This window comes from Arthrobacter sp. PAMC 25486, assembly GCF_000785535.1.
In the GTDB taxonomy this organism is placed as follows: domain Bacteria; phylum Actinomycetota; class Actinomycetes; order Actinomycetales; family Micrococcaceae; genus Specibacter.
On sequence record NZ_CP007595.1, the window covers coordinates 193,096 to 218,455 of the forward strand.

At 61.8% G+C, this 25,360-nt stretch carries 26 protein-coding genes; 8 read left to right on the forward strand and 18 right to left on the reverse strand.

Translation table 11 applies throughout. From position 1 onward, the window contains the following. Positions 1–70 precede the first annotated feature (70 nt). The 9 genes from art_RS00915 to art_RS23100 form a co-directional block, all read right to left on the reverse strand. Positions 71–865 carry a phage antirepressor N-terminal domain-containing protein gene (locus art_RS00915; protein ID WP_052135861.1) on the reverse strand — a complete coding sequence of 265 codons (795 nt, stop codon included), beginning with the start codon at positions 863–865 and terminating at the stop codon, positions 71–73. A gap of 103 nt (positions 866–968) precedes the next feature. Next, complete coding sequence (locus art_RS20680) at positions 969–1,427, reverse strand: hypothetical protein (protein ID WP_052135862.1); 459 nt, start codon at positions 1,425–1,427, stop codon at positions 969–971. 102 nt (positions 1,428–1,529) lie between these two features. Next, positions 1,530–2,789, reverse strand: coding sequence for a DnaB-like helicase C-terminal domain-containing protein (locus art_RS20685; protein ID WP_052135863.1), 1,260 nt, complete (start codon positions 2,787–2,789; stop codon positions 1,530–1,532). Then, entirely contained in the window at positions 2,786–3,187 is a 402-nt protein-coding gene (locus tag art_RS00930; protein WP_038461946.1) for a hypothetical protein, read from the reverse strand. Before art_RS00930 ends, art_RS20685 begins: the two co-directional genes overlap by 4 nt. Before the next feature lie 2 nt (positions 3,188–3,189). Then, complete coding sequence (locus art_RS20690) at positions 3,190–4,125, reverse strand: hypothetical protein (protein ID WP_052135864.1); 936 nt, start codon at positions 4,123–4,125, stop codon at positions 3,190–3,192. Next, positions 4,118–4,384 (reverse strand): DUF3039 domain-containing protein, encoded by a 267-nt coding sequence (locus tag art_RS23205; protein ID WP_038461948.1) that lies wholly within the window; start codon positions 4,382–4,384, stop codon positions 4,118–4,120. Before art_RS23205 ends, art_RS20690 begins: the two co-directional genes overlap by 8 nt. Continuing rightward, positions 4,381–4,779 (reverse strand): hypothetical protein, encoded by a 399-nt coding sequence (locus tag art_RS00945; RefSeq protein ID WP_038461950.1) that lies wholly within the window; start codon positions 4,777–4,779, stop codon positions 4,381–4,383. Before art_RS00945 ends, art_RS23205 begins: the two co-directional genes overlap by 4 nt. Beyond that, complete coding sequence (locus tag art_RS00950; RefSeq protein WP_038461953.1) at positions 4,776–5,570, reverse strand: hypothetical protein; 795 nt, start codon at positions 5,568–5,570, stop codon at positions 4,776–4,778. Before art_RS00950 ends, art_RS00945 begins: the two co-directional genes overlap by 4 nt. Continuing rightward, a complete protein-coding gene (locus art_RS23100; RefSeq protein ID WP_052135865.1) occupies positions 5,570–5,779 on the reverse strand; it encodes an AlpA family transcriptional regulator in 210 nt (69 codons plus the stop codon). Before art_RS23100 ends, art_RS00950 begins: the two co-directional genes overlap by 1 nt. A 98-nt stretch (positions 5,780–5,877) precedes the next feature. Between art_RS23100 and art_RS20695 the strand changes: the two genes are divergently transcribed. Both art_RS20695 and art_RS00965 read left to right on the forward strand, forming a co-directional pair. Further along, a complete protein-coding gene (locus art_RS20695) occupies positions 5,878–6,492 on the forward strand; it encodes a helix-turn-helix domain-containing protein (protein ID WP_157875086.1) in 615 nt (204 codons plus the stop codon). A 97-nt stretch (positions 6,493–6,589) separates the two neighbouring features. After that, positions 6,590–7,579 (forward strand): site-specific integrase, encoded by a 990-nt coding sequence (locus art_RS00965; protein WP_253901428.1) that lies wholly within the window; start codon positions 6,590–6,592, stop codon positions 7,577–7,579. A 118-nt stretch (positions 7,580–7,697) separates the two neighbouring features. Here the strand turns inward: art_RS00965 and glnA are convergent, their stop codons facing one another. Then, positions 7,698–9,122 carry a type I glutamate--ammonia ligase gene (gene glnA, locus art_RS00970; protein WP_038461957.1) on the reverse strand — a complete coding sequence of 475 codons (1,425 nt, stop codon included), beginning with the start codon at positions 9,120–9,122 and terminating at the stop codon, positions 7,698–7,700. A gap of 179 nt (positions 9,123–9,301) precedes the next feature. On the opposite strand from glnA, the gene art_RS00975 reads away from it, so the two are divergent. Continuing rightward, entirely contained in the window at positions 9,302–9,739 is a 438-nt protein-coding gene (locus art_RS00975) for an RDD family protein (RefSeq protein WP_038461959.1), read from the forward strand. Positions 9,740–10,123: 384 nt separating this feature from the next. Here art_RS00975 and art_RS00980 read toward each other — a convergent pair whose 3' ends face one another. The 3 genes from art_RS00980 to lipB are packed head-to-tail and all read right to left on the reverse strand — an operon-like array spanning position 10,124 to position 12,646. Then, positions 10,124–10,885: a DUF4191 domain-containing protein gene (locus art_RS00980; protein WP_038461961.1), complete on the reverse strand. Its 762-nt coding sequence runs from the start codon at positions 10,883–10,885 to the stop codon at positions 10,124–10,126. A 31-nt stretch (positions 10,886–10,916) separates the two neighbouring features. Continuing rightward, complete coding sequence (lipA, locus tag art_RS00985) at positions 10,917–11,933, reverse strand: lipoyl synthase (protein ID WP_038461963.1); 1,017 nt, start codon at positions 11,931–11,933, stop codon at positions 10,917–10,919. Beyond that, on the reverse strand, positions 11,930–12,646 hold the full coding sequence (gene lipB / locus art_RS00990; RefSeq protein ID WP_038461964.1) for a lipoyl(octanoyl) transferase LipB: 717 nt from the start codon (positions 12,644–12,646) through the stop codon (positions 11,930–11,932). The genes lipA and lipB overlap by 4 nt, the downstream gene beginning before the upstream one ends. Before the next feature lie 112 nt (positions 12,647–12,758). Between lipB and art_RS00995 the strand changes: the two genes are divergently transcribed. Further along, on the forward strand, positions 12,759–14,546 hold the full coding sequence (locus art_RS00995) for a serine/threonine-protein kinase (protein WP_038461965.1): 1,788 nt from the start codon (positions 12,759–12,761) through the stop codon (positions 14,544–14,546). 169 nt (positions 14,547–14,715) lie between these two features. On the opposite strand, the gene art_RS01000 is transcribed toward art_RS00995, so the two are convergent. Next, on the reverse strand, positions 14,716–15,144 hold the full coding sequence (locus art_RS01000) for an OsmC family peroxiredoxin (protein ID WP_038461967.1): 429 nt from the start codon (positions 15,142–15,144) through the stop codon (positions 14,716–14,718). A 112-nt stretch (positions 15,145–15,256) separates the two neighbouring features. Between art_RS01000 and art_RS01005 the strand changes: the two genes are divergently transcribed. Further along, complete coding sequence (locus tag art_RS01005; protein WP_038461969.1) at positions 15,257–15,604, forward strand: VOC family protein; 348 nt, start codon at positions 15,257–15,259, stop codon at positions 15,602–15,604. Between the two features lie 358 nt (positions 15,605–15,962). Here the strand turns inward: art_RS01005 and art_RS01010 are convergent, their stop codons facing one another. The 4 genes from art_RS01010 to art_RS01025 form a co-directional block, all read right to left on the reverse strand. Then, positions 15,963–16,316, reverse strand: coding sequence for a hypothetical protein (locus art_RS01010; RefSeq protein ID WP_038461971.1), 354 nt, complete (start codon positions 16,314–16,316; stop codon positions 15,963–15,965). A 170-nt stretch (positions 16,317–16,486) separates the two neighbouring features. After that, positions 16,487–18,241 carry a 2-oxoglutarate dehydrogenase, E2 component, dihydrolipoamide succinyltransferase gene (gene sucB, locus art_RS01015; protein WP_038468132.1) on the reverse strand — a complete coding sequence of 585 codons (1,755 nt, stop codon included), beginning with the start codon at positions 18,239–18,241 and terminating at the stop codon, positions 16,487–16,489. Between the two features lie 146 nt (positions 18,242–18,387). After that, complete coding sequence (gene lpdA, locus art_RS01020; RefSeq protein WP_038461973.1) at positions 18,388–19,770, reverse strand: dihydrolipoyl dehydrogenase; 1,383 nt, start codon at positions 19,768–19,770, stop codon at positions 18,388–18,390. 302 nt (positions 19,771–20,072) lie between these two features. Beyond that, positions 20,073–21,596 carry a leucyl aminopeptidase gene (locus tag art_RS01025; protein WP_038461975.1) on the reverse strand — a complete coding sequence of 508 codons (1,524 nt, stop codon included), beginning with the start codon at positions 21,594–21,596 and terminating at the stop codon, positions 20,073–20,075. Positions 21,597–21,735: 139 nt separating this feature from the next. Between art_RS01025 and gcvT the strand changes: the two genes are divergently transcribed. The 3 genes from gcvT to art_RS01040 all read left to right on the forward strand — a co-directional run bounded on the left by gcvT (position 21,736) and on the right by art_RS01040 (position 25,301). Beyond that, positions 21,736–22,869 carry a glycine cleavage system aminomethyltransferase GcvT gene (gcvT, locus tag art_RS01030; RefSeq protein WP_038461977.1) on the forward strand — a complete coding sequence of 378 codons (1,134 nt, stop codon included), beginning with the start codon at positions 21,736–21,738 and terminating at the stop codon, positions 22,867–22,869. Positions 22,870–22,972: 103 nt separating this feature from the next. Continuing rightward, positions 22,973–23,938, forward strand: coding sequence for a proteasome assembly chaperone family protein (locus tag art_RS01035; RefSeq protein WP_038461979.1), 966 nt, complete (start codon positions 22,973–22,975; stop codon positions 23,936–23,938). A gap of 4 nt (positions 23,939–23,942) precedes the next feature. Continuing rightward, positions 23,943–25,301: a nitrate/nitrite transporter gene (locus art_RS01040; RefSeq protein WP_038461980.1), complete on the forward strand. Its 1,359-nt coding sequence runs from the start codon at positions 23,943–23,945 to the stop codon at positions 25,299–25,301. Positions 25,302–25,360: the final 59 nt, after the last annotated feature.

Genomic DNA, 25,360 nt, shown 5'->3' on the forward strand with positions numbered 1-25,360 from the left:
GCCCTCACTAGGCCCACAGAATCAGGGTGCTTGGGTGATTGGTGGCTCGGCAACGTTGCGGGGGTGACGCTCATGCTGAGAGTGCCTGGAAGAGTGTGGCGCCGAAGACGGCTTCGTAGTCGTCGTTCCATACTTGGTCGAACAGCCAACGGTCCGCTTCGATGTAGGCGTTGATTTCTCGGATGCGTGAGCCAACTTCACCAGGGGACTTCTGCGGGACTCGGCCGTGGTGCGCCTTGTAGGCTGCCGAGACCTTGCGGCCAAAGGGGGAGCGGAGAGCCTTGGTCTGTACCGCGGTCAGTCCGGGCTTCTCGTTCAGGTAGGACTCTACGTAGAGGGGAACCTGCGCGTCGGGGATCTCGGGGGCTTCGTCGAGCGCCCGGGCCAAGACAATGCGGGCCTTCCCCTCAAGCCAGTTCTTATCCACAAGACCACGAGCCATGCCAAGAAGCTCGATCTGGTCCCGGGTCTTTTGCGACAGTGTCAGTGCAGGCACTGGTGCCGACTCAACGCTGGCTGGGGCTCCCTTATGCCAATGCTGGTCGAGCACATCAGCAGATTCGTTCTGGAATGCGGCCAGCAGTTCTTGCGAGTCTGGATTGACCCGGCTTGCCTGGATAGTCGCAAGCCACATCGTCAAAGTCCTTCGCGACACGGTCACCATGTCGTAGTTCTTGCCGTCCGAGCCAGTTGTGTTCATATGGCCATAGCTGGCCCATGGGCTGCGTTTGATACGTCGGAGCTGGGAGGACCATTCGAGGCCGAGGGATTCCACGATGGGCCGGAACACCACGTGCAGGTCGTCTTCTGCGAGGTGTGCCTCAATGCGTGTGCCGTGGAAGGGGATCTGAACTAAGGTGGTCAATGAATTTCTTTCTGGTTGGATGGATTTTCTGTGGTGGCCACCGTGCGAGGTGGCCACCACTTTTTTATCGGTCGGCTGGGTGCCGGCCGGTTAATTCAAGGCGCTACGCCTGTTTGATCTGTTCGATCTTGGCTTCCAGTTTTTGGATCCGTGCCTGATCGCGTTCCGTCTTGCGGCTGGCAGCGGCCTCATCGAGAGGGACCCAGTGAGCTTCCGTTTCGAGCACGAGGGCGGTGGCCCCGTAAGACTCGATCAGTGCGGCACGTTCTTGGGCTGCTGAGCGGGACGCATACGTCCGGCTGGTGGACGGCCACCAGAAGTCAGCGGTGTTGCCGTCACGGTCCGTAGAGCGAGGATCTGATTCCCAGCCTTCGGGCTTCCAGCTGGTACGCAGTGTTGGCGTGCAGTCTGTGCCGTCTGGGAATCCGTATTGGGCCCAGCTGCCTGCGGGGTAGGTGGTGATGTGGACTCGGTACAGGCGTGGCCTGTCTGACGGGCTCCACGGGATCTCGAGTGCTTCGTTGGGGATCTGCCAAGTGAGTTCACTGTGCTGGATGGTCATGATTTTCTCTTTTCTGGGTTGGTTGAATGACTGGACACCGGGTGGTGTCAGCCTGTCGAGTGGTTTTTTGGTAGGGGTACGCATAATCGCGTACCCCTGGTGTTATGCCGCTTGTTGGTAGCGGTCCCTGATCTCGGAGTTGTGGCCGACGAAGTCCATGTCCGCGGTTCCCGTGATGCCGTGCCGGTTCTTGGCGACGATCAGGTCAATCTCATGTGGTGATTTCATGAGGTCTCGGTGCAGCAGGATAACCACGTCAGCGTCCTGTTCGACGCCGCCTGATGCACGCAGGTCGGACAGCTGTGGGACCTTTCCGTCTCGCTGTTCAGAGCTGCGGTTCAGCTGCGACAGGGCTATGACTGGGACTTCGAGCTGCTGGGCCAGGAGCTTCAGTTTTCGTGAGTTCTCCGTGACCGTCTGGTACTCGTTCTTTTTCGGGTCAGAAGGTTCCATGAGCTGCAGGTAGTCGATAACGACGGCAGCCAGACCGTGCTGCCGTTTCACAGACCAGACGTGCCGGCTGATGTCGGAAAACTTCGCACCATGGGTCTTATCGACGTACAGCGGCATGGCTTCCCAGCGATGGATGGCCGGGCTCATGCGCCGCATGTCGTCATCGGTGATGTTGTTCCTGGTGATGTGGCCGATGTCCACCTTCGCATCAAGCGAGATCATCCGCTTTTGCAGTTCAACCTCGGACATCTCCAGTGAGATGAACGCCACCGGTCCCAAATCTGTGAGCTTGACCGCCGCTTGCAGTCCGGCGATGGTTTTGCCGACTGATGGGCGGGCGCCGATGATGTAGAGCCCGCCTGGTCGCCATCCTTGGATGAGGTGGTTGATGCTGTCCCACGGGGTTGCTGAGTAGGTGACTGGTTCGCCGAAGGAGTTGATCGTGTCGGCGAGTGTTGCGCCGATGGAGTCAACGGTGGTGGAGACGCCAGCAACAGCGCCTTGCACGGCTTCCATGGCCTTGTCGGCGAGGGCATCAACGTCCATGCCCTCGGTGCCGTACTGGACTAGCCACTGGCCTACAGCGATCAGTCGGCGACGAGCCGCTTCCTCGGCAACCACCTCGGCGTGGAACGAGGCGGCCGCTCCACTGGCTCCCTTCGCGAACAATGCGTTCATCACTGAGATGGCTGGGTATCCGCGCTTTTCATCTGCAGGCAGCTCGTTGATTGCCTTGGTGATGGTGATCAGGTCTGCGTGGCCACCAGACTCAGCGATGGCTTTGATGAGGTCGAACAGCAATCCGCCCGCCATGGTGCTGAAGTCTCGCCCGGTCAGGTTGACACCTTCGAGGCATTCGCCGTTGGTGATGATCGCGGCGCTGAGAATTTCTTCTTCTGCCGGGGTCACTGGATGGCCACCAGGCCGAGCGCAGCGCTCAAGGTGAGGTTCTGGTCGTGGTAGCGCTGGTAGGCCGCTGGTGAGAGTTCTCCGGTCGCTATGGCCCGGTTCAGGCGCCGGGTCACCTCGACCCAGTTCCCGGACTGCTCGTCGTTCTGGGTGGGGTACACGCCGTTGTGGAACCTATTCCGGCGCGCCGCCTCGATGCTCCGAACATGCTCAATGATGTGGGCTGGCATAATCCAGGCTGTCGACTTGGCGAAGTACTTGCTGACTGCGATCAGGCAATCCCGCAACGTATAGGGCGCCAGGATCTCGTGCCATGCCAGGATGTTCGCTTCGTCGACATTGCGGTTGTCGAAGGACTGGACCTTTGCTAGAACTTTTGAGGTGTCTTGGATTTCCATGGTCATTCTCCTAGCTCGAGCAGAGGGTTTTGGTTTGATTGCGCTTGCAGGGCTTGCCCTGCGGCAACGGTGTTGCGGATCCGGTCCATGGTGGAAGGCTTGCTGGTCGTAGCGGCGTTGGACCGGCTGTTGAGGATCCAGTTGCGCCACGTCTTGATCCAGTCGAGCTTGGTGGCGTCTCGGCCAGCTTTGGACTCCCAGTGGTTTTTGAACTTCATGGTTTCCAGATTGATGTCCACGTTCGGGGCGTTGCTGGCTGCCCACTGGGACATCTCCGCTGTCAGTTGGAAATCTTCTGGGATGCGGGTGCCGCGTTTTTGCGGCGCCTCTCTTTTATCTTCTTTAGAAGATGTAGCAGTAGCAGTAGCAGTAGCTGTTCGCGACCCATAGCCCGGTTCTTCGGTTATGGCATAGCCCGCGGCATCCGGCATAGCATGGGTGGCGCCGTGGGCATCGGCATGGCTCATGGACTTCATGTCCTTTGACGGGTTCTTCAAGAGTCGCTTGACTCGATCAATCTCCCAGCACTTGTACTCGGGATATTCCTCGAAGAGACGCCGCAGTTCGTGAACGAAGAACTGACGGATCTCTGATGAGGAGATGTCCGTGTAGTTATTGGCCATGGAGACCGGCAAGCGGTGCTGCTTCAGGAGCCCGTCATGGCGAACGAACGACCGAATAAACACCTCCTCGGTTTCCTCGTCCACGTAGATGAAGTGCTTCGACTGAAGGCCGTTACCGGCTGCACGAACCGACTCCTTCGTGAGGTCACTTGCTGTCGCTGCGAGCTTGCCAGGCTTCCATTCAGCCACTCCTGCGTATGAAAGTGTGGAGTGGATCATCAGGAGCTTGTACAGGTGCTGTTCTGCCATTGAGAGGCTGCGGTAGGCGTCGGCTCCCAGCATGTCAGTGCGGATGTTTGCGCGGTCCCTAGCCATTGGGCGTCACCTTCTTCTGGGGCAGGCTGTCGTAAACCATCTTGCAGAGAGGGCAGATCACACGCCCTTTGGTCGCGTCCACGGACTTTCCTGCAATGGGGTGTGAGTACACGCTACGGTCACCGCAGAGGGCCTTGGCCGTCGCTCCGTGAGTCATTGACCGGGCGATGCTGGCTTTCTTGACGTAGTGGTACACCGTGGGGTTGAAGTCATGTTCCGTCGCCTTGGACTTGAGGCTGGCAGAGCAACTACCGCTCACTTGCTAGCCTCCGGCCGTTCGGATGCGTCGTCAGGTGCGAAGATCGTGGCCAGCGACTGGATAGCTGCGCTGAGGGCTCCTGCTTGGCTGATGGGCCACGCGTCGTCGCCGTCATGGTCAATGAAGAAGTAGGTGCCCGCGTCAGGGTTCCAGCCCGTAGTGATCTTGCTGCCGTCGAGCTGTATGGTGGGGCCGTCCCATTCGCCGGACCAGTCGTGGTTAGCCAGCATGTCTGTAATATCGCCAGCAGTCAGGTTCAAGTGGAAGCCAGAGGGTGCGCCGTGTCGTGCCCGGAGGCGTGATTCGAGCTCGTCCGTCAGGGACTCTACGGGTACTGCAGACAGCTCGGCGAAGTACTCATGGGCGGGGCTGGGGGAGAGGGCAGTCGCGTTCACTTCGTACCCTCCGTGGTTGCTGCCAGAAGATTGACGAGACCGGCCATTACGCTCAAAACCTCGTCACGAGAAGAGAATGAGAAGTACTCGCCAGGCGTTTCGGTCGGGTCGTCCAAGTCTGTGTAGCGCTTGGCAAGGGTGAATTGTTCATCACCGCCCTCGAACCAGTTCGAGTGAATGTCCCACTTTTGGCGGTCGTCATTCAGCTGGATGCTGGGGCCGCGGCCTGAGAAGGTGTTCGTCTCCTCGTCATAGTGGGAGGTCTCTGCCCACGAAGGGAAGCCCGTTACTGCGGTTGCCCGGGTGAGCTGATCTTCCTGCATCGGAACGGCGAGCTTCAGGATGTTCTGCGCGAACCCGATAGCTTCGGCAGGCGACATGTCCCGGTCAAGGTCTAGCTCGAAGTGCAGCTGGAACTCGTTAGTGCTGCGGTCGAACTCGCGGTAGATATGGTGCCCGCGACCCTCGGTGGCATCCGCCAAGAAGACCGGCGAACCGGGCTCAGCCTGTGTGTAACCTGCGGGAATGGTGGTGTTGTTGCTAGACTGCAAGTGAATCTGCTCCTTGTAAGGTGTATTTTCTTCGGCCGTGACGATTACTTTGGCGAGTGCGTCACGGTCATTTACTTTTTCGATTGTGGATGGATCTGTCAGAACGAGTCCCCAACCCTCCCAATCAACGATGGGCCAGTCGGCGCCCTCGGCTTTTATCGGCCCGCGAGAGTGGCCTGCTACTGTTCCTGTGATCTTGGTAGCGGTATTCGCTACCTGATCCCCGGTGCTGAACCCCATTACCTGGCTGCCCCGTCAAACGCGGCGTTTATGTATGCCTCAACATCGGACTCACGGAACATTCGCCGGTTTCCAATAAGTGCGGATGCCGGCGCGGTTCCGACATGAATCATCCAACGTAACGACGCCGGAGTTTTGCGAAGCATCTGAGCCACTTCGTCTAGTGTGAGTAGCTTTGCGACTGCGGCTGCGGCCATGAGTTGGTTCATCCCATTCTCCAATTGCTCTGGTTGACAACGCTTGTCGTTGCGAACAATTTAACGATAGGTGTTGGCAGAGTTGCTGTCAAGCGCATACGATGTTCATCATGCAACAAACAACAGTCGGACCAGTGTCTCCTGAAGTAAATTTCGGCCTGGCGGTGTCCATGCTTCGTAACGCCCGCCATCTAAGTCAGCGTGACTTCGCCTCAAGACTGACCGAAAAGGGCATGGCCGTTGATGCGTCCGCGGTGTCGCGGATTGAAAAGGGCACTCGCTCTATAAGGCTTGTCGAAGCGCTGACAATCGCAGAAGTGTTGGATGTGGAGCTAGATTTCTTGATCAGCGGATCCAAGACACCTACGCAGGAGTTTCGCACTATCCGCAAGCGGCTCGATCACTCACTGAGGCAATTGCGGGAGCCAATTGCTGCTGCCGCCTATGACTTGTGGGCGGCCGACTATCATTTGAGGGAGCACCCAGAACTTCTGACCGAACTTGGCGATCCAGACCTAGGGTCACCTACTGACGTGAACGAATATTTGGGCTGGATCGCCAAGCGTGTCGCCAAGTGGCAAGTAGTGGAGGATGACTTCGTACGTACAGAGTCGCAAGAAGAAACAGATGCCATGTTCAACGTCTTCATGCAATTGATTGCCTTGCATATTGGTGTCCCCGATGACGACGAGGCAGATAATGGCATCGATCAAGAGGCGCTCTAATGGCAAGTGGCGTGCCAGGTATCGGGACGCCGACGGCAAGGAACACTCCCGCCATTTTCGACTGAAGAACAAGAGTGACACTGCGAAGCCTGGCGAGATGAGTGCGCAAGAGTGGTTGGATGAAGTCACCGCGTCGATGGTCGCCGGCACCTATGTTGATCCGAAGAACGCGAAGCTGACAGTGGGGGAGTGGTGTGACATATGGCTGAAGGGATACGCGAACAACCGCCCATCGTCAGTGCGGCAGGCGCGAACCCATGTGAAGCGCATTGAGGCAGCATTCGGGAATCGGGTGTTGAGTAGTGTGCGCCCATCCGAGGTGAAAGCCTGGACGGCGAGACTCAAGGCCGAAGGTCTTGCAGACTCCACCATCTACGCACTGCATGCCCGACTGTCGCACATCTATTCCGATGCAGTTCACGACGGCCTTCTACCCAAGTCGCCACTAAGTAGGCGCACGTCGCCGCCAATGGGAAAGCAACGCCCCTACGTGGCCACCACGGAGCAAGTGTGGGCGCTCTTTGACGCTATGGACGCATGGACTCGGCCGGGCATCCTCCTGGGTGCGTTCGCCGGACTCCGCGTTGCAGAGGCAGTCGCGCTCCGGGTTGAAGATGTGGACTTCATGCGAGGCGTCATCTCACCCGCCATCCAATACCCGGAAGAGCCGCTCAAGTCCGAGACGTCAAAGACGCCTGTCCCCATCCCACAGGAACTGGCTGTGATGCTGAATCGCAACCCTTCGATCCTCGGCGCCGAAACGATCATTGCGGCTGAACACGGCAGGCCGATGGCACCCTACACGTTTGAAACGCGATTCCGTGAAGCTCGAGTGATGATCGATGGACTACCTGAGGGTTTCCGCTTCCACGACCTCCGCCACTACTTCGCGTCACTGCTCATCTCCGAGGGGCTCGATGTGAAGGTTGTCCAAGCGAGGCTGCGGCACGCATCAGCCAAGACGACTCTGGACACGTACAGCCACATGTGGCCGGACAAAGACGAAGCCTCGCGGACAGCCGTGGCCGGCGTCCTCGCTGCCCGCAAACAGTCCCTCAGCGGACAGGGCGAGAAGTCTGGGACATGACATTCCGGGCAAGGAAAAGAAGGACCGGAACATTGCGTTCCGGTCCTTCTTTATTGCATCAAGATAAAACGCTTGCGGACTGGTTGCGGACTGACCCCAGTTTCGCCGCGTGTTCTAGCTAGCAGCCGTAGTAGAGCTCAAACTCATACGGGTTCGGGCGCAGCTGCAGCGGCTTGATCTCGTATTCGCGCTTGTAGTCGATCCAGGTGTCGATCAGGTCCTGGGTGAAGACCCCGCCGGCCTGGAGGAAGTCGTTGTCGTTCTCCAGTGCAATCAGGGCCTCTTCGAGCGACTCGGGGGCCTTGGGGATGTCCTTGGCTTCCTCCGGGGGCAGCTCGTACAGGTCCTTGTCGATGGGTGCCGGTGGTTCGATCCGGTTCTTGATGCCGTCAAGGCCGGCCATCAGCTGGGCGGAGAAGGCCAGGTAAGGGTTGGAGGAGGGGTCCGGTGCACGGAACTCGAGGCGCTTGGCCTTCGGGTTGGAGCCCGTGATCGGGATGCGGATGCCGGCGGAGCGGTTGCCCTGCGAGTAAACCATGTTGACCGGGGCTTCGAAGCCCTTGACGAGGCGGCGGTACGAGTTCACGGTGGGGTTGGTGAAGGCCAGGACGGCGTCGGCGTGCTTGAGGAGGCCGCCAATGTACCAGCGGGCCATGTCGGACAGGCCGGCGTAGCCCTTCTCGTCGTAGAACAGCGGGTCGCCGTTGCTCCACAGCGACTGGTGGCAGTGCATGCCGGATCCGTTGTCGCCAAAGACGGGCTTGGGCATGAACGTGACGGATTTGCCCCAGGCCCAGGCGGTGTTCTTGACGACGTACTTGAACTTCTGCAGGTCATCGGCAGCGTGGACCAGGGTGTTGAATTTGTAGTTGATCTCGGCCTGGCCGGCGGCGCCAACTTCATGGTGGGAGCGCTCAACCTCAAGGCCGGCCGCATCCATTTCAAGGCACATCGCATCGCGCAGGTCAGCCTGGTGGTCGATCGGGGCAACGGGGAAGTAGCCACCCTTCTGGGGGGTCTTGTAGCCGAGGTTGCCACCTTCTTCCTTGCGGCCCGTGTTCCAGTACGCCTCTTCGGAGTCGATCTTGTAGAAGGAACCCTTCGCGGAGGACTCGTACTGGACGTTGTCAAAGACAAAGAACTCGGCTTCGGCACCAAAGAACGCGGTGTCGGCAATGCCTGTTGACTCCAGGTAGGCCTCGGCCTTTTCGGCCACGCCGCGCGGGTCACGGTGGTACGGATCGCCCGTGCGCGGGTTCACAATCGAAAAGTTCAACGCCAGTGTCTTCTCCAGGCGGAACGTGTCAACGAAAGCGGTCTTGGGATCCGGTATCAGCTGCATGTCTGATTCGGCGATGCCCTGGAAGCCGCGGATGGAGGAGCCGTCAAACAGTTGGCCGTTGACAAAGAAGTCAAGGTCAACGGTCTTGGCGGGCACATTGAAGTGCTGCTGGACGCCGGGGAGATCGGTGAATCGAATATCGACGAACTTAATGTCTTCGTCTTTGATGAACTGGAGGACTTCTTCCGCGTTCTTGAACATCTACGCTCCTTGGCGCTGGGGAATTTTGCCGGCTCGGGTGCGGCCATGGTGCCTGTGCAACGAACACAAGCTTAGAACAGGGCCATTACTTCACCATGTCGGAAATGTTTCCGGCACGTTACAAGTCTCCAGTTTTCCCAGGTTCCGCCGGGTAGGGCGGACACCGGTAGGCTGGAGGGGTGGTAAATCGTAAAGACATCGGTTCTTGGCTCAGCGGCCCGGACACTTCCAATATATCCAAATTTCCGGGCGAGCGTTTGGGTCAGCCCGAATCCGGCCGCGGATCCATGGCCCGAGCCGGCCGGCGCATCCTTGCCATCTGCATCGACTGGGGCCTGTCGTACCTGATCGCGATCGCCTTTTTTGACGCCAACCCGAACGCCATCCTTGCCATCTTTGCCGCCGAGCAAATGCTCCTGGTGGGCCTGCTCGGCTACAGCGTGGGCCACCGGATCATGGGCATCGAGGTGGTGCGGCTCGACGGCCGCCAGCCCAGCCTGCTCGACGGCGTGATCCGCGCCGTGCTGCTCTGCCTGGTGATCCCGGTCATCATCGTCGACGCCGACCACCGCGGCCTCCACGACAGGGCCATCAAGTCGATCCTGATCCGCCGCTAACCGCAAACCCGTCCTGCATTGTGCCCCTGGTCCGCCGGGGGTGCTGCTGTTTAATCCAGACGATTGTTTAAGCCAGACGGTGAATTTCAGGGTCGAGGCGCAGCTGCTGCTGTTCCTCTGGTGGTTTAGCTGGTGAAGTCCGACGGCGGCCCTCACGGCCTGCTCGACGGCGTGGTTTACGCTGTGCCCGCCTGGGCCAGCGCTGGCCACCTTCGTCCGTGACGTCGCCATGCGGATTCGGCGGGTGTTTGCACAAAAAGCGGGTGGCCTGGCACGGGCCGATTCCCTCAACACCCGCCGAAGTAGTCATCGAAGCCGTACCAGGCCTTAAACCAATGATGCCCGGCGGGAAGAATCCCACCGGGCATCATGTGTAAGAAAGTTCTAGCGTCCGCGTGAAGCCTTGCGGTCGGGGCGCGCCTTGTAAGGATCGATGCCCTTGGGGATGGGCAGCTTGTTGCCCATCGAGGTGATGCGCTTGTTGACGGCACTGACCTCAACCTTGGTCAGTTCCTTCTTGAGCTTGCCCATCTTCTTGGTGACCTTGGCGATCGGGACCTGCCCCTCACCCTTGCCGGTTTCCAACACGGTGACGGTGACGTTGGGCAGAATCCTGTTCAAACGACGTCGTTCGGCATCAACCAGGCCCTTGACCCGGGTGGAAGGACCCTCGGTGACCAGGACGATGCCCGGCTTGCCGATGGCGCGGAACACCACATCCTGCGTGCGCGGGTTCACCGAGGCGGGCTGCTCGTCAAAGATCCAGCCCTTCTTCAGCGAGCTCAGTGCGGCACCGGCGGCACCTGCCTTGCCCTCAATCTGGGCGTAGGCGGCACGCTCGGCCCGGCGGGACATGATCAACAGTGCACACAGCAAACCCAGGGGGATGCCGACCATCAGGCCGGTGATCCAGTTGTCCAGCCAGAACCCGATGCCCAGGCCCACGGCGATGGGCAGCAGGAAGGCGCCGATCATCAGCCAGGTGATCATCGGGTCAGACTTGCGGGTCATCTTGAAGATGTCCACCATCTGCTTGATGCGGCTGGGCTTTTTGTTTTTCTTCGGCTTGTCAGCTTTGGGCTTGCGCGCGAAAAGGGAACGCTTGGTCTCGTCAGCGTTGCTGGATGTGGAGTCAGTTTTGGCCATAGTGATTCAATTCTAGCGGGTTTGGGTGAAATTATTGTGCGGCGAGCAGGGAGGCGGCTTCCTGGCGGGTGAAGCCGGAATCCTCGATGCCGTCGGCGATGTGGGCGAGGTGTTCGGGGATGTCGCGGCCCTTCTTGCGCATGGCCGTGGCCCAGAGGCGCCCGGCCCGGTAGGAAGAGCGCACCAACGGTCCGGACATGACGCCCAGGAAACCAATTTGCTCTGCTTCTTGGGAGATGTCCAGGAATTCTTGCGGCTTGACCCAGCGGTCCACCGGCAGGTGGCGTTCGGAGGGGCGCAGGTACTGGGTGATCGTGATCAGGTCGGTCCCGGCGTCGTGCAGGTCCTGCAGGGCGGTCGAGATTTCCTCACGGGTCTCACCCATGCCCAGGATCAGGTTGGACTTGGTGACCATGCCCGCATCGCGGCCCTGGGTCAGGACATCCAGGGAGCGGTCGTAGCGGAAGGCGGGGCGGATGCGCTTGAAGATCCGCGGCACCGTCTCCACGTTGTGGGCGAACACTTCCGGCTTGGACTCGCAGATGGCCGTGATGTGCTCGGGTCTGCCGGAGAAGTCGGGGATCAACAACTCCACGCCGGTGTTCGGGTTGAGCTCGTGAATCTTGCGCACCGTCTCGGCATAAAGCCAGACACCCTCGTCGGCGAGGTCATCGCGGGCCACACCCGTGACGGTGGCGTAGCGCAGGTTCATCTTCACGACGGAGCGGGCCACCTTGGTGGGCTCAAACCTGTCGATCGGTGACGGCTTGCCCGTATCGATCTGGCAGAAGTCACAGCGGCGGGTGCACTCGGAACCACCAATGAGGAACGTGGCCTCACGGTCTTCCCAGCACTCGAAAATGTTCGGGCAACCGGCCTCTTCGCACACGGTGTGCAGGCCTTGGCCCTTGACCAGGTTTTTCATGGCGATGTATTCGGGGCCCATGGAAACCTTGGTCTTCATCCAGTCGGGCTTGCGCTCAACGGGGACGGCCGCGTTGCGCTGTTCAATGCGCAGCAGCTTGCGTCCTTCAGGTGCCAACGTCACAGCAGTGCTCCTTCTGACCGGCCCGTATCAACGGCACCGGTGGTTGTTGCCTCTTCAGGCTGAATGTCGGTGATCAGGGGTACAAGGAACTTCTGGGTGGCTTCTTTGAGCACCGGCAACAGTTCCCGGGGGGTGATGTCGCGGCCCGTCTCGGCCGCCAAGGTCGTGGTGCCCGCATCTTGGATGCCGCACGCAATAATTTGGGTGTAGGGGGCCAGGCTGTTGTTGGCGTTGATGGCGATACCGTGCATCGTCACGCCGTCGTGGACCCTGATGCCGATGGCGGCAATCTTGCGGTCCCCACCCTTGGCATCCGCCAACAGCCAGATGCCTGCCCGGCCGTCGACGCGTACGCCGTCGACGCCAAAATGGGCCAGCACCTCGATGATGATGTCTTCGAGGGCGTGTACATAGGCCCTGATGCTGTGGGCATCCGACAAACGTACGATGGGGTACATGACCAGCTGGCCGGGGCCGTGCCATGTCAGCTTGCCGCCGCGGTCAACATTGACGACGGGTGTTCCGTCGAAGGGGCGTTCATGCTCTTCCGTGCGTTTACCGGCCGTGTACACAGCGGCGTGTTCCAGCAGCAGCACAGAGTTGGGTGCGGCGCCGGAAACAACAGCAGCATGGCGTTCGCGCTGTTGTTCCCAGGCGCCGATGTAGTCGATGAAATTGGGTTCAAATCCGAGCTCTGAAAACTGAAGACTCATAGGGAACACTTTAGGGGATGATGCATTTTCGCCTAAATCAGAATTGACCGCCGCCCGTGCAGCCTGTGGATAACTTCAAGCGGAAAAGTCCAAACAGGTCTACTACTTATATATGGAGACTTTTGACTCGCAGGCGCTGCCGGACCGGCCTCCGGACATCCCCGGCTACGATGCTGTGCGCTGCTTGGGAAGCGGCGCCCAGGGCCAGGTTTGGTTGATGGGCCCGCACAATGGTTCGTCGCCGGTCGCGGCCAAGTTTTTGGCACCTCCAGCAGGTGCCGGCCCAGACGACATGAACACCGTAGCGGCACGTCACAATGAAACTCAGATCACACACGAATGGCGGGTGCTGACACAGTTTCGGCACGAGCACCTTATCGCCGTGCACCGGCTCGTGCAGGATTCCAACGGCGGGCAGGTGCTCCTCATGGACTTTGCCGCCGGCGGTTCCCTGAGCCAGATCATCCAGGCCAGGGGGCCTCTCACGGTGGGGGAGACCGTCACCGTGCTCACGCCCATGGGGCAGGTTTTGGCGTTCCTGCACGGGCGAGGCGCCATCCATGGGGACATTTCACCCGGAAATATTTTGCTCAGCGCCGCCGGGAAGCCATATCTGGCCGACTTTGGTTTCGGCCGACTACTTGGACAGGAGGCGGGCGCGCCCACAGGGACGCCCGGATTCCACTGCCCCCAGGACGCCTCGCGTGACGAGGCAGCGGACGTGTTCGCCTTGGCCGCCATCGGGTGGTTCGCCCTGACAGGACGGACCGCCCCACCCACGCGCGAGCGACTGCCCCTTGGGACTTTTGCCAGGGACGTGCCCGCTGAGCTGGTCGCCGCCCTGGAGGCCGGGCTCAATGAAAACCCGGCCCAACGGCCCTCCGCGGCAGCCTTCGCCCAAGCGGTCTTTCGCAGCTCCCCGGCAGAGGCGCTGGCGTTGGGGAACGCTGTCCACCCAAGCATCGTGCCCCAACTGCCAACCCGGCATGCCCCTGTCGGTCGGGGTGGCCGCAAGATCCGGCGGTCGTGGCGCCGTCGGGTCCGTGCCCATGAGGCACATCCCCGACAGGCGCTTCTCCGACAGGCACGACGGCGGCAAGAGCCCGCCCGAGGTGGGTGGTGGCGGCTGCCAAACTACTTCGCACCCCGCCAACCCGGAAGGCTGGCGCATTTGTGGGCCAGCGGGCCACAGCCTGCCGGTCGTGCCGGTCGTGCCGGTCGGGCCGGCCGTGGCGGCAAGAGAATCGCCATTGCCATCCTTGCCGCCGGCTCCACAGCGGTGGTGGCAGCGGTGCTGGTGGCGGCGATGGTGTTTGGCGGAAGCTGGGCAGGGTTCGGTTCCGGCGAGACCCCACAGGGAACGGCCACGGAATCTCACGGTGTGCCCGCTGTGGAAGCAGACATGGCCTGGGCGGCGGGGCTGCCGGCAGAAATTCAGCGGGGCCTCACCGCAGTGGAGCCGGTGGCTGCACTGCATGCCTTGGCCTGGGTTCGCAGCTACGCCCTGTCCAATGCCAACCAGGCACTCATCGACATGGTCAACGCCCCGGGATCCGCAGCGCTCGGAGCAGACAGCACTATCGTGCAGGAACTCGTGGACCGCGCCCACACCCTGACGGGCCTGGAGATGAAAGTATCGCAGGCGAGCACTACAAGCAGTCTGACCGCATCCGGCACCAGTTCTGCCGGAACGCGGTCCCAGGGAGGTGCACTGCCCACGGCCGGTGCCACCGCTACGGTGCAGGCCACCATTACAACCAGTGCCTTCGCGGAACAGGATCAGGCCGGGGTGCTGGTCCATCACCAAAGTGAGGAACAGGTTCAGGAACTGGAGATTGTCATGGCCAATATCGGTGTCCGGTGGCGGATTCAGCAGATCCAATCAACCGGCACGCAATAAAGCAGAAAGCCGCGTGGCCTGGTGGCACGGACAAGTTCCGTGCCACCAGCCCGCGCGGCCTGTCTAGCGAGAGGGAGGTCCCACGCTCACCAGCGGTTGGGTGGGCCCATAACTCCAAGGGCCCCGACGGGAGATCGCTTGCGACCTCCCGTCGGGGCGGAGGTGGGGACTATGCCTCCAGCGTTGCCTCGAGTGTGATTTCAACGCCGGCAAGTGCTGCCGAAACCGGGCAACCGGCCTTTGCAGCATTGGCGATCGTCTCGAAGTCCTCCTGGCTGATGCCGGGAATCTTGGCAGCCAGTGTCAGGTGGCTGCCGGTGATGCCGGTGCCGGGCACGAACGTGACTGCGGCGCTGGTGTTGACGTATTCGGCAGCGTGGCCGGCGCCGGCCAGTTCGTGGGAGAAGGCCATGGCGAAGCATGAAGAGTGCGCTGCTGCGATGAGCTCTTCGGGGCTGGTCTTGCCTTCGGCGGTCTCGGTGCGAGCCTTCCAGGTGATGTCAAAGGTGCCAAGTTCAGAGCTGTCCAAGGTGACCTGACCGGCACCTGTTGGAAGGTCTCCGACCCAGCCTGCATGGGCGTTGCGAGTTGTTGCCATGTTCACTCCTCATGAAGATTGCTTTCATCCTTGCCCCGGAGAGTTTTCACGGGGCAGGTATCTCCACCCTATGCCTTGACCGGCATCCCCGGGCACCATTTACACTGGGCACATGATCAGGCTCGCCACGATAGTCATCAATACCGAAAATCCGGCCACTTTGGCAAACTTTTGGACCGCGTTTATGTGCACCGAAGTGGAGTCCACTGCGCCGGGATTCACCTGGTTGAAGGCGGTGCATGGCGGACCTCGCATTGCGCTGCAGGAAGTCATGTATCCATCTGAAGGGCCGCGCCGCCTGCACATGGACTTTGCAACCGATGACGTGGACACCGAAGTGGCGCGGGCCATTTCGCTCGGTGCCACCCGCCTCGAGGAGCACACCTTCCCCGACTTTCGCTGGGTGGTGCTGGCGGATCCCGATGGCAACGAGTTCTGCATCGCCCCAGACCACGGTTAGCGGCTAGTCACCTGAGAGCACCTTCATCTCAAGTACGACGGCGTGGGGTGGCCTTACATCGCTGCCCGCCTCAGGCCGGTGTGCTTCGACTGAGCTGGCGCGGGATGAAGCCCTTGCAGGGTTGCCACGGGCCTCAAAGTGCCGGCTTCGGGGGCGTGCTGCTGGGCCCCGTTCTCGCCGTCATTTTCGAAGTTGACCCAGGAATGGGGCGTTGTGCCAGGCTCCTGGCGCCCGAAAGTGGACCGGTTAACGCAAAACAGCACGGTCCCCGCGTGTCGGTGGTTGAGTAACCACCCAAAACGCGGGAAACGTGCTGTCAAGCGGACACAGCGCCGTTAGGCCCTGCAGCTCGGGGGAATTAGACCCAGAAAACGGCTACACCGATGTTGATCAGCGCCATGCCGCCGACCGCGTGGGCCAGGCCCTTCGGAACAACCTCGTTGTTCTTGGCCTTGCGGCGGCCAATGAAGGCTGCCACAGCAACAACAAGGGCGATGATCAGCTTGACGGCCACCTTCGTGTTGTTGGGGCCATCACCATCTCCCATGGAGGCCAGGCCAACCAGCAAAATTCCGGTGATGAGCTGCGTCAACGCCCCAATCCACTGCCACTGAGTCACGGTCGGCGTCTTGAACGCAGCGAGCCAACCGCCAACGATCGCAGCGGCACCGAGAATATGCAAAAACACGAGCACTAAGCGTAAAAAGTCCATGACCCCAGCTTATGCAATTTACTGACACAGTGTCTATCAAGGGCTGCCTTATGTGGCAAATATGACAGGGCGGCAAAAAACATGACAGGCAGACAACACCGCCTGAGAGAACAACGACGGCCGGCGACTTGAAAAATCCAAGCCGCCGGCCGCCGTCGAACATCAGGGTGTTACAGGCCCAGATCAGCCTCAAACGCGCCATCTTCCAGGCGGACCTTCAAGGTCTGCAGGAAGCGGCCGGCGTCCGCGCCGTCCACCAGGCGGTGGTCGTACGTCAGGCACAGGTACATCATGTGACGGATGGCGATGGTGTCATCGCCGTCAGCGTCAGCAACAACCACTGCGCGCTTGACGATCGCGCCGGTGCCCAGGATGGCAACGTTGGGCTGGTTGATGATGGGGGTGTCGAACAGGGCGCCGACGGAGCCGATGTTCGTGATGGAGAACGTGCCGCCGGAGAGCTCGTCCGGACCGATCTTGCCGCTGCGGGTGCGTGAGGCAACATCGGCAATCTTGCCGGCCAGGCCGGCCAGGTTCAGATCGCCCGCGTTGGAGATGACGGGAACCAGCAGGCCCTTGTCGGTGTCCACGGCAATCGCGAGGTGCTCGGCGTTGTGGTAGGTGATTTCCTGAGTTTCCTCGTTGTACTCACCATTGACCTTGGGGTGCTGCTTGAGCGCCTCGGTCACAGCCTTGGCAATGAACGGCAGGAACGTCAGCTTGGTGCCGTTGACAGCCTGGAACGGTCCCTTAGCCTGGTTGCGCAGCTTGACGATGCGCGTCATGTCGATCTCGTGTACCTGCGTGAGCTGCGTGGAGGCTTCCAGCGACTCGCGCATGCGGCGGGCGATGACCTGGCGGATGCGGGGTGCCTTGACCGTGGTGCCGCGCAATGAAGACGGGACGACGGCGGGAGCGGCCTTGGGTGCCGAAGCGCCAGCAGCTGCGGGGGCCGGTGCGGCAACGGCCTTGGCGGCCTCTGCTGCTGCAACAACATCCTGCTTGCGGATGCGTCCGCCAACACCGGTGCCGGTGACGGTGGCGATGTCAACGCCCTGCTGGTTGGCAAGCTTGCGCACCAACGGGGTCACGTAGTTGGACTCGGCACCTGCGGCGGGGGCTGCGGGTGCTGCAACGGGTGCCGGCGCAGCCGGGGCTGCAACGGGAGCCGGTGCTGCAACCGGTGCGGGAGCGGCCGGGGCAGCTGCGGGTGCCGGAGCAGCAACTGGTGCGGGAGCGGCCGGGGGTGCAGCGGGTGCCGGTGCTGCAACTGGTGCGGGAGCGGCCGCGGGTGCCGGAGCGGCAGGGGCAGCTGAGCCGGCGGCACCGATCAATGCCAGGACGCCACCCACTTCTGCGGTCTCGTCCTCGGGGACGCGGATTTCCAGCAGGACGCCCGCCACGGGGGAGGGGATCTCGGTGTCGACCTTGTCGGTGGACACTTCAAGCAGCGGCTCGTCGATCTCGATGGAGTCGCCAACAGCCTTCAGCCAGCGGGTGACGGTGCCTTCGGTGACGGACTCGCCGAGGGCGGGCAGCACGAGTTCGTGCGCATCGCCGGCCGGTGCCTCGGAAGCAGCCGGAGCCGCGGCGGGTGCCTCGGCAACAGGGGCAGGTGCAGCCTCCGGGGTAGCAGGCGCTTCGGCGACAGTTGCCGGTGCGGCAGGGGCCTCGGCGGGAGCAGCAGCTCCGGTGCCGATGCGTGCCAAGGCGGCGCCTACTTCTGCGGTCTCATCTTCGGGTACCAGGATTTCCTCCAGGATGCCGGCGAAGGGCGACGGGATCTCGGTGTCAACCTTGTCGGTGGAAACTTCCAGTAAGGGCTCGTCGACTTCGACGCGGTCCCCAACCTGCTTGAGCCACCGTGTGACGGTGCCTTCAGTGACGCTTTCACCCAAGGCGGGCAAGTTCACGGATTCAGACATTTCGTCCCCGTTCTCCTTCATATGCGCTGCATTCGCTGTTGATGCCCACTTGTGCATCGCCTGCGAAAAGCTTGTGAATTCTAAGTATTGTTTTTTAGCTTAGTGCACCCGGCGTGGACGCCGGGTGCACTAAGCCAGGATTGTTGCTAGCCGTGGAGCGGGCGTCCGGCCAAGGCCATTGCCGCTTCTCCCAGGGCTTCGTTCTGTGTGGGGTGTGCGTGGATCAGGCCCGCAATATCTTCCGGGTAGGCTTCCCAGTTCACGATGAGCTGTGCTTCACCGATCTGCTCGCCAATGTGGCTGCCGATCATGTGAACACCCACCACGGGGCCGTCCTTTTCGCGGACGAACTTGATGATGCCGCCGGTGCCCAGGATGGCGCTCTTGCCGTTGCCGGCCAGATTGTATTCGGTGGATTCGACATTCTCGTCGCCGAACTTTTCCTTGGCCTGCTTCTCGTTCAAGCCCACCGAAGCGATCTCCGGGTCACAGAAGGTGACCTTGGGGATGTTGATGTCTTCAACGATGACGGGGTTCATGCCGGCAATTTCCTCGGCGACGAAGATGCCCTGCTGGAAGCCGCGGTGTGCCAGCTGCACGCCGGGGACGATGTCGCCCACTGCGTAGATGTTGCCGACGCCGGTGTGCAGGCGTTCGTTGGTGATGACGAAGCCGCGGTCAATCGTGACGCCAGCCTCTTCAAAGCCCATGCCGGCCGTGAATGCGCCGCGGCCGACAGCCACGAGCATGAGGTCCGCCTCGAACGTCTTGCCGTCCACCAGGGTGGCTTTCACGCCGTCGTTATTTTGCTCAACACCCTGGAAGAAGGTGCCGGTGTTGAACTTGATGCCGCGCTTGCGGAACGTGCGCTCGAGGACCTTGATGATGGAGGCATCCTCGTTGGGCACCAGTGAGGCCATGCCTTCGATGATGGTCACATCCACGCCGAAGGACTTCCAGACGGAAGCAAATTCGACGCCGATGACGCCGCCGCCGAGCACGATGGCGCTCTTGGGCAGGGTCTCCATGGACAGTGCCTCGTCGGAGGTGATGACCTTGCCGCCAATTTCCAGGCCGGGCAGGCTGCGCGAATAGGAGCCGGTGGCCAGGATGATGTTCTTGCCGGTGTAGTTCACGCCGTTCACGGTGATGGTGTTGGCCGCGGTCAAGCGGCCTTCGCCCTCGATGACGGTGACGCCCTTGCCCTTGATGAGGCCCTGCAGGCCCTTGTACTTGCCGGCAATGATGCCGTCCTTGTACTTGTTGACGCCCACCAGGTCGATGCTGTTCAGCTGGCTGTTTACACCAATGGAAGCACCTTCACGGGCGTGGTCTGCAACTTCTGCTGCATGCAGCAGAGCCTTGGTGGGGATACAGCCGTTGTGCAGGCAGGTGCCGCCCAACTTGCCCTTCTCCACGAGACCAACGGTCATGCCCAATTGGACTGCGCGCAGTGCAGCTGCGTATCCGCCGCTGCCACCGCCGAGAACCAAAATATCGAATTCTTGCCCAGCTGCCTGTTCGGCCACTTAGACGCTCCCTCGCGTTCGGGTGACGCGCTCATTTTGGCGCGTCATCTCATCAATTTTTGAGAAAAGCCTGAGATTCCTGTTGGAACACTCAAACTTCTTCGAAGTCAAAGACAAATACTTTCAGCATTTACCTTACGTTAGTTGGTCCGTGCTGTACCGTCACGGCTGTCACAGTAAAGGTGAATGTGGTCATACTCACTTCTACAAGCAGCCGGCGCATTACCCCGCCCGTGAACGGGCGGGGGAATGCGCCGGCTGCTGTGCGTTGGAGCGCCGCACGTTGCAGTGCCCGAAACGGATTAGGCGCTGCGGGCCACAACGTCCTCGACGTAGGCCACCAGGGTGCGCACCGACATGCCGGTGCCCTGCTTGGGCGTGTATCCATAGGGCGCTCCTTCGTTGAAGGCGGGCCCGGCAATGTCGAGGTGAGCCCAGGGGATGGTCTCCCCGTCCTTGCCCTTGCCTATGAACTCCTGCAGGAACACGGCAGCGGTCATCATGCCGCCCATGCGTTCGCCAATGTTGGCCATGTCCGCCACGGGGGAGTCCAGTGAGGGGCGTAGCTCTTCGGGCAGGGGCATGGGCCAAATGAGTTCGCCGGAACGGTCGGCGGCCGCCTTCAGTGCAGCGCTGACGCCTTCATCACCCATGACACCGCCGGTGCGGTTGCCGAGGGCCATCATCTGGGCGCCTGTCAGGGTCGCCACGTCGATGATCACGTCGGGGAATTCCTGTGAGGCGGCCACGAGGCCGTCGGCCATGACCAGGCGGCCCTCAGCGTCGGTGTTCAAGACCTCAACGGTCTTGCCGCCGAACATCGTCAAAACATCGGAGGGGCGGATGGCGGTGCCGGACGGCATGTTTTCGGCAATGCACAGCCAGCCCGTGACATTTACCGGCAGGCCCAGGGCGGCAACAGCTAAAACGGCGTTCAGGACGGCGCCCGCACCGGCCATGTCGCACTTCATGGTCACCATGCCGGCGCCCGGCTTGATGGAGATGCCGCCGGAGTCAAACGTGATGCCCTTGCCAACGAAGGCAAGGTTGGCGACGGAGCGCTCGGACTTGTATTCAAGCTTGACCATGCGTGGCGGGCGCGAGGAGCCCTGGCCTACGCCCATGATGCCGCCCCAGCCTTCCTTGAGGAGGCGCTTCTCATCCAGCACGGTGACCTTGACAGGCAGGCCCTTGGCAAGGTCCTTCGCTGCTTCGGCAAATGTTGCCGGATACAGCTTGCTTGGGGGTTCGTTGACAAGGGTCCGGGTGGCGTTGACGGCCTTCGCGACGATGGCGGCACGCTCCAGGGCGGCGGCCAGGGCAGGGTCCTTGGCCAAGGTGGAGTGGATGGTGACCTTGGACACGGGGGCCAGCTTGCCCTCGGTGCTCGAGTGCAGGCTGGCGTACTGGTACGCACCCAGGGCGGCACCCTCCGCAATGGCACCCAACTGGGCGACCGACGTCGTCGGCAGGGCAAAGACGACATGCTTGAGCCCTGAGAGCTGGCGGAGGGCAGCCCCGGCGGTACGGCGCAGTGCCTCGTCGTTGGCCGTGCCGTCCTTGAGCTTGCCTATGCCGGCAAGGACCAAGATTTTGCCACCGGTCTCGGGCAGGCCCGGCAGCCGGACCACCTGGTCGGCGGCGCCGGTAACGCCCAAGGCCGACAGGGACGCCTTGAGGGACGTCAGTGCCGCGGGGGAGATGGGGGCGTCCAGGATGACGGGGCCGTCTGCACCCTTGCTGACGGCGATGACGAGGGCGTCGGCGGACACCTTCGACAAATCTGAACTGACCACATGGAAGCTGATGGGTTCTTTCGCACTCACTGAAATTTTGTCCTCACTTTGAGTTACGGCGTAAATGGGTGGAGCTGCCTTCCGATCGTATCGCCATCGCGCCGCGTTTGCCCGCTGGCCGTGTTCGCCGGGCTGAACCGGGCGCCCTGCCTGCGGTACCGTATGAGCCATGAGTGAAATTAGCGAAGAACTGCTGCTTGGACCGCTGCATCAGTGGCATGTTGACCACGGCGCGAAGCTGGCCGACTTTGGCGGTTGGCTGATGCCGCTGCAGTACGACGGCGGAGGTGTAGTTGCCGAGCACACGGCAGTTCGCACGTCGGTTGGCCTCTTTGACGTCTCGCACCTGGGCAAGGCTGAAATTCGTGGGGCCGGTGCCGTTGCCTTTGCCAACCGCTGCCTGTCCAACGACCTGTCCCGCATCACTCCCGGCAGTGCCCAGTACACACTGGCGTTGACACCTGAAGGCACCGTCACCGATGACCTGATCGCCTACCTGCGTGCCGACGATGACCTGTTCCTGATGCCCAACGCTGCTAACAACACCGCCGTTGTGGCCGCCCTCGTCGCCGCCCGCGACGCCGAGGGTGCGGAGCTGGAAATTCTGAACCTGCACAACGAATTTGGCGTGTTTGCCGTCCAGGGGCCCCAGGCCAACGCCGTCATGGAGGCCGTCGGCCTGCCGCAGCCCTCCGCCTACATGTCCTTCGTGGACACCACCGTGACCATCGGTGGCCAGGAGATTTCCTTGACCGTATGCCGCACCGGCTACACGGGCGAGATCGGCTACGAGGTTGTCCCCGCCTGGGCGGACACGGCCGTGGTGTGGGCCGCCCTGGCCGAGGCGGTGGAGAATGCGGGCGGTAGGGCCGCCGGGCTGGGCGCCCGCGACACCCTCCGCACCGAAATGGGCTACGCCCTCCACGGACACGAGCTGTCCACCGGGATCACCGCCGTCGAGGCCGGTGTGGGTTGGGCTGTGGGCTGGAAGAAGGAGTCCTTCTGGGGCAAGGATGCGCTCGCTGCGCAGAAGGCCGACGGCGCACCCCGCAAGTCCGTGGGGTTGCTGGCCACAGACCGTGGCGTGCCGCGGGCGGGTGTCGATGTTCTCGATGCCGGCGGCACCGTGGTGGGGCACACAACCTCCGGAACATTTTCGCCCACCTTGGGCAACGGCGTCGCACTTGCCCTGGTGGATCCGACCATCGCGCTCGGAGATGCGCTGGCCCTTGACATCCGCGGCCGCCGCCTGGGCGTCACCGTGGTCAAGCCGCCGTTTGTGCAGGTCAACGTCAAGGCGTAACGAACCACGGGCACCGCAAGCCGCCGTCGATCAGGCCGTCATGGAATGATCGGGGCGCTTGCGGTGTTGTGCTGTTCAGAGTTGTAAGCTGCCGAGGAAGAACATGAATATTACTGAGTACACCCCTTTTCACCATCCGGAATCCCTCTACGTCGTCAATGAAGAGCTGATTGCCGATGAGGAACTTCAGGGTGCCAATCTGCTCATGTCCTTCACCGGATTTTCCGATGCCGGCCAGGTTGTCTCCCAGATTTCCAAGGAACTCAAGGAGCAGCTATCTGCTGAGCCACTGGCGGTTTTTGATATTGACCAGCTCATTGACTACCGTTCGCGCCGGCCCCGCATCACGTTCACGGAGGACCGCCTCAGCGATTACCGGGCACCCTCGCTGGTGCTCTACCGCATGGTTGACGCGCTGGGCACGCCGTTTCTGTACCTGACCGGCAGCGAGCCGGACCTGCAATGGGAGCGGTTCTCCCGCGCCGTGCTGGGCCTCGTTGAGCGCCTCGACGTGAACCTGGTGGCCTGGGTGCATTCGGTCCCGATGCCCGTCCCGCACACCCGCCCCATCGGTGCCACCGTCCACGGAAACCGGCCAGACCTCATCGACGGCATCTCCGCCTGGAAAACCACCATGGAGATTCCGGCCGCGATTGGCCATGTGCTGGAGATCAAGCTCGCCGAGACCGGCCGCAACGTGGTCGGCTATGCCATCCATGTCCCGCATTACCTTTCCGACGCCGAGTACCCGCCTGCCGCTGTTGCCGGTCTGGAATACTTGGGTGCCGCCGCCTCACTTATGCTCCCCAGCGAACGTCTTCGCGAGGCAGGCCGTGCCGTGGAACGCCAGATCACCGAACAGGTTGAGGGTTCCGCCGAGGTCGCCACCATTGTCAGCAACCTGGAAAAGCAGTATGACGAGCACAGCGACGGAGTGGCCCGGCGTTCCCTGTTGGCCGGGGACAATGACGAACTGCCCGACGCCGACGAGCTGGGTGCCGCCGTCGAGGCGTACCTGGCCAGCCGTGACGCCAAGCCGCACAGTGGCCCGGAAACTGGCATAAGCTGATTGAGTGAATGGTAAACGTGCCTGGTTAGTGTGGGGAGTGGGCGTTTTCGCCTACCTGATTGCCATCAGCCAGCGGACCTCCTTTGGTGTGGCCGGCCTGGCCGCCACCGAACGCTTCGACGCCACGGCATCGGCCCTTTCAGCCTTTACCGTCATTCAACTGGTTGTCTACGCCGGCCTGCAAATTCCTGTTGGTGTCATGGTGGACCGGTTTGGGCCGCGAATCATGATCGCCACGGGGGCCGCCTTGATGGCCGTGGGCCAACTTCAGCTGGCGGCCGCAACCACTGTGCCCGCCGGTGTGGTGGGCAGGGTATTTGTTGGCGCCGGCGACGCCATGACATTCATCGCCGTCATCCGGCTCATTCCCTTGTGGTTTCCGGTCCGCAGGGTTCCCGTGCTGACGCAGCTGACCGGGCAGCTGGGGCAGTTTGGCCAGCTCATCAGCATTGCCCCCTTCGCCTTCGTGCTGCATTCGGCGGGGTGGAGCCCGGCCTTTCTGGGGCTTGCCGCGCTGGGCGTGCTGGCCTGTGTGCTGGCTGCGTCGCTGCTCCGTGATTCACCCGTGGGTGCGCCGTCGGCAACCACCAAGCGAAGCTTCAGGGAAACCGGCAGCGACCTGGGCACGGCGTGGCGCCAGCCGGGGACGCGGCTGGGCTTATGGAGCCACTTTGCCACCCAATTCTCCGGAACCGTCTTTGTCCTGACGTGGGGTTACCCATTCCTTGTTTCCGGGCAGGGCCTGTCCACGGCCACCGCCAGTGTGCTGCTGAGCCTCTTTGTTGTTGTGGGGATCATTTTCGGGCCCTTTCTTGGCAGCTGGGTGGGGCGGCATCCGCTGCGCCGCTCAACCATGGTGCTGGCCGTAACCTTTGCCATTATCGCCGTGTGGCTTGCCGTGCTGCTGCCTGCGCGGCCGGCACCGCTGTGGCTGCTGGTCCTGCTGGTTTTGGTGCTGGCCATCGGCGGACCGGCCTCCATGATCGCCTTCGACTTCGCACGCACCTTCAATCCCTCGCACCGGATCGGCACCGCCACGGGGATCGTGAATGTAGGTGGCTTCTTTGCCGCGCTGGTGACGATGTACATGATTGGCCTGATCCTCGACCTGCTCAACGGGGCTGGCGTGTTCAGTGGCGGACTGTACTCACTTGACGCGTTCCGGGTGGCTTTTTCCTTCCAATTCATTGTCCTGGGTATCGGTGTCTTTGCCGTGATAGCCACCCGCCGGAAGGTGCGCCGCACCATGGCCGAGCGCGGTGAGCTGGTCCCGGCGCTGCGTGACGTGCTGGCGGACAACCAGCGCCGCCGCCGGCAATTTCGGGCGGAACAGCACCAGGAACGCCAGTCGCGCAAGGACTGAGATGTGGGAAAGCTTGTTAAGATGCGGAGGCAGAGGCGAGCGGCTCCCAACTAGCGCCC

Excerpts from the sequence above, each read along its gene's own strand:
- art_RS20680 (WP_052135862.1), bottom strand. The coding sequence starts at position 1,427 with ATGACCATCCAGCACAGTGAACTCACTTGGCAGATCCCCAACGAAGCA.
- art_RS00930 (WP_038461946.1), bottom strand. The coding sequence starts at position 3,187 with ATGGAAATCCAAGACACCTCAAAAGTTCTAGCAAAGGTCCAGTCCTTC.
- art_RS20690 (WP_052135864.1), bottom strand. The coding sequence starts at position 4,125 with ATGGCTAGGGACCGCGCAAACATCCGCACTGACATGCTGGGAGCCGAC.
- art_RS00950 (WP_038461953.1), bottom strand. The coding sequence starts at position 5,570 with ATGGGGTTCAGCACCGGGGATCAGGTAGCGAATACCGCTACCAAGATC.
- art_RS23100 (WP_052135865.1), bottom strand. The coding sequence starts at position 5,779 with ATGAACCAACTCATGGCCGCAGCCGCAGTCGCAAAGCTACTCACACTA.
- art_RS20695 (WP_157875086.1), top strand. The coding sequence starts at position 5,878 with ATGCAACAAACAACAGTCGGACCAGTGTCTCCTGAAGTAAATTTCGGC.
- art_RS00965 (WP_253901428.1), top strand. The coding sequence starts at position 6,590 with ATGAGTGCGCAAGAGTGGTTGGATGAAGTCACCGCGTCGATGGTCGCC.
- glnA (WP_038461957.1), bottom strand. The coding sequence starts at position 9,122 with ATGTTCAAGAACGCGGAAGAAGTCCTCCAGTTCATCAAAGACGAAGAC.
- art_RS00980 (WP_038461961.1), bottom strand. The coding sequence starts at position 10,885 with ATGGCCAAAACTGACTCCACATCCAGCAACGCTGACGAGACCAAGCGT.
- lipB (WP_038461964.1), bottom strand. The coding sequence starts at position 12,646 with ATGAGTCTTCAGTTTTCAGAGCTCGGATTTGAACCCAATTTCATCGAC.
- art_RS00995 (WP_038461965.1), top strand. The coding sequence starts at position 12,759 with ATGGAGACTTTTGACTCGCAGGCGCTGCCGGACCGGCCTCCGGACATC.
- art_RS01000 (WP_038461967.1), bottom strand. The coding sequence starts at position 15,144 with ATGGCAACAACTCGCAACGCCCATGCAGGCTGGGTCGGAGACCTTCCA.
- art_RS01005 (WP_038461969.1), top strand. The coding sequence starts at position 15,257 with ATGATCAGGCTCGCCACGATAGTCATCAATACCGAAAATCCGGCCACT.
- art_RS01010 (WP_038461971.1), bottom strand. The coding sequence starts at position 16,316 with ATGGACTTTTTACGCTTAGTGCTCGTGTTTTTGCATATTCTCGGTGCC.
- sucB (WP_038468132.1), bottom strand. The coding sequence starts at position 18,241 with ATGTCTGAATCCGTGAACTTGCCCGCCTTGGGTGAAAGCGTCACTGAA.
- gcvT (WP_038461977.1), top strand. The coding sequence starts at position 21,736 with ATGAGTGAAATTAGCGAAGAACTGCTGCTTGGACCGCTGCATCAGTGG.
- art_RS01035 (WP_038461979.1), top strand. The coding sequence starts at position 22,973 with ATGAATATTACTGAGTACACCCCTTTTCACCATCCGGAATCCCTCTAC.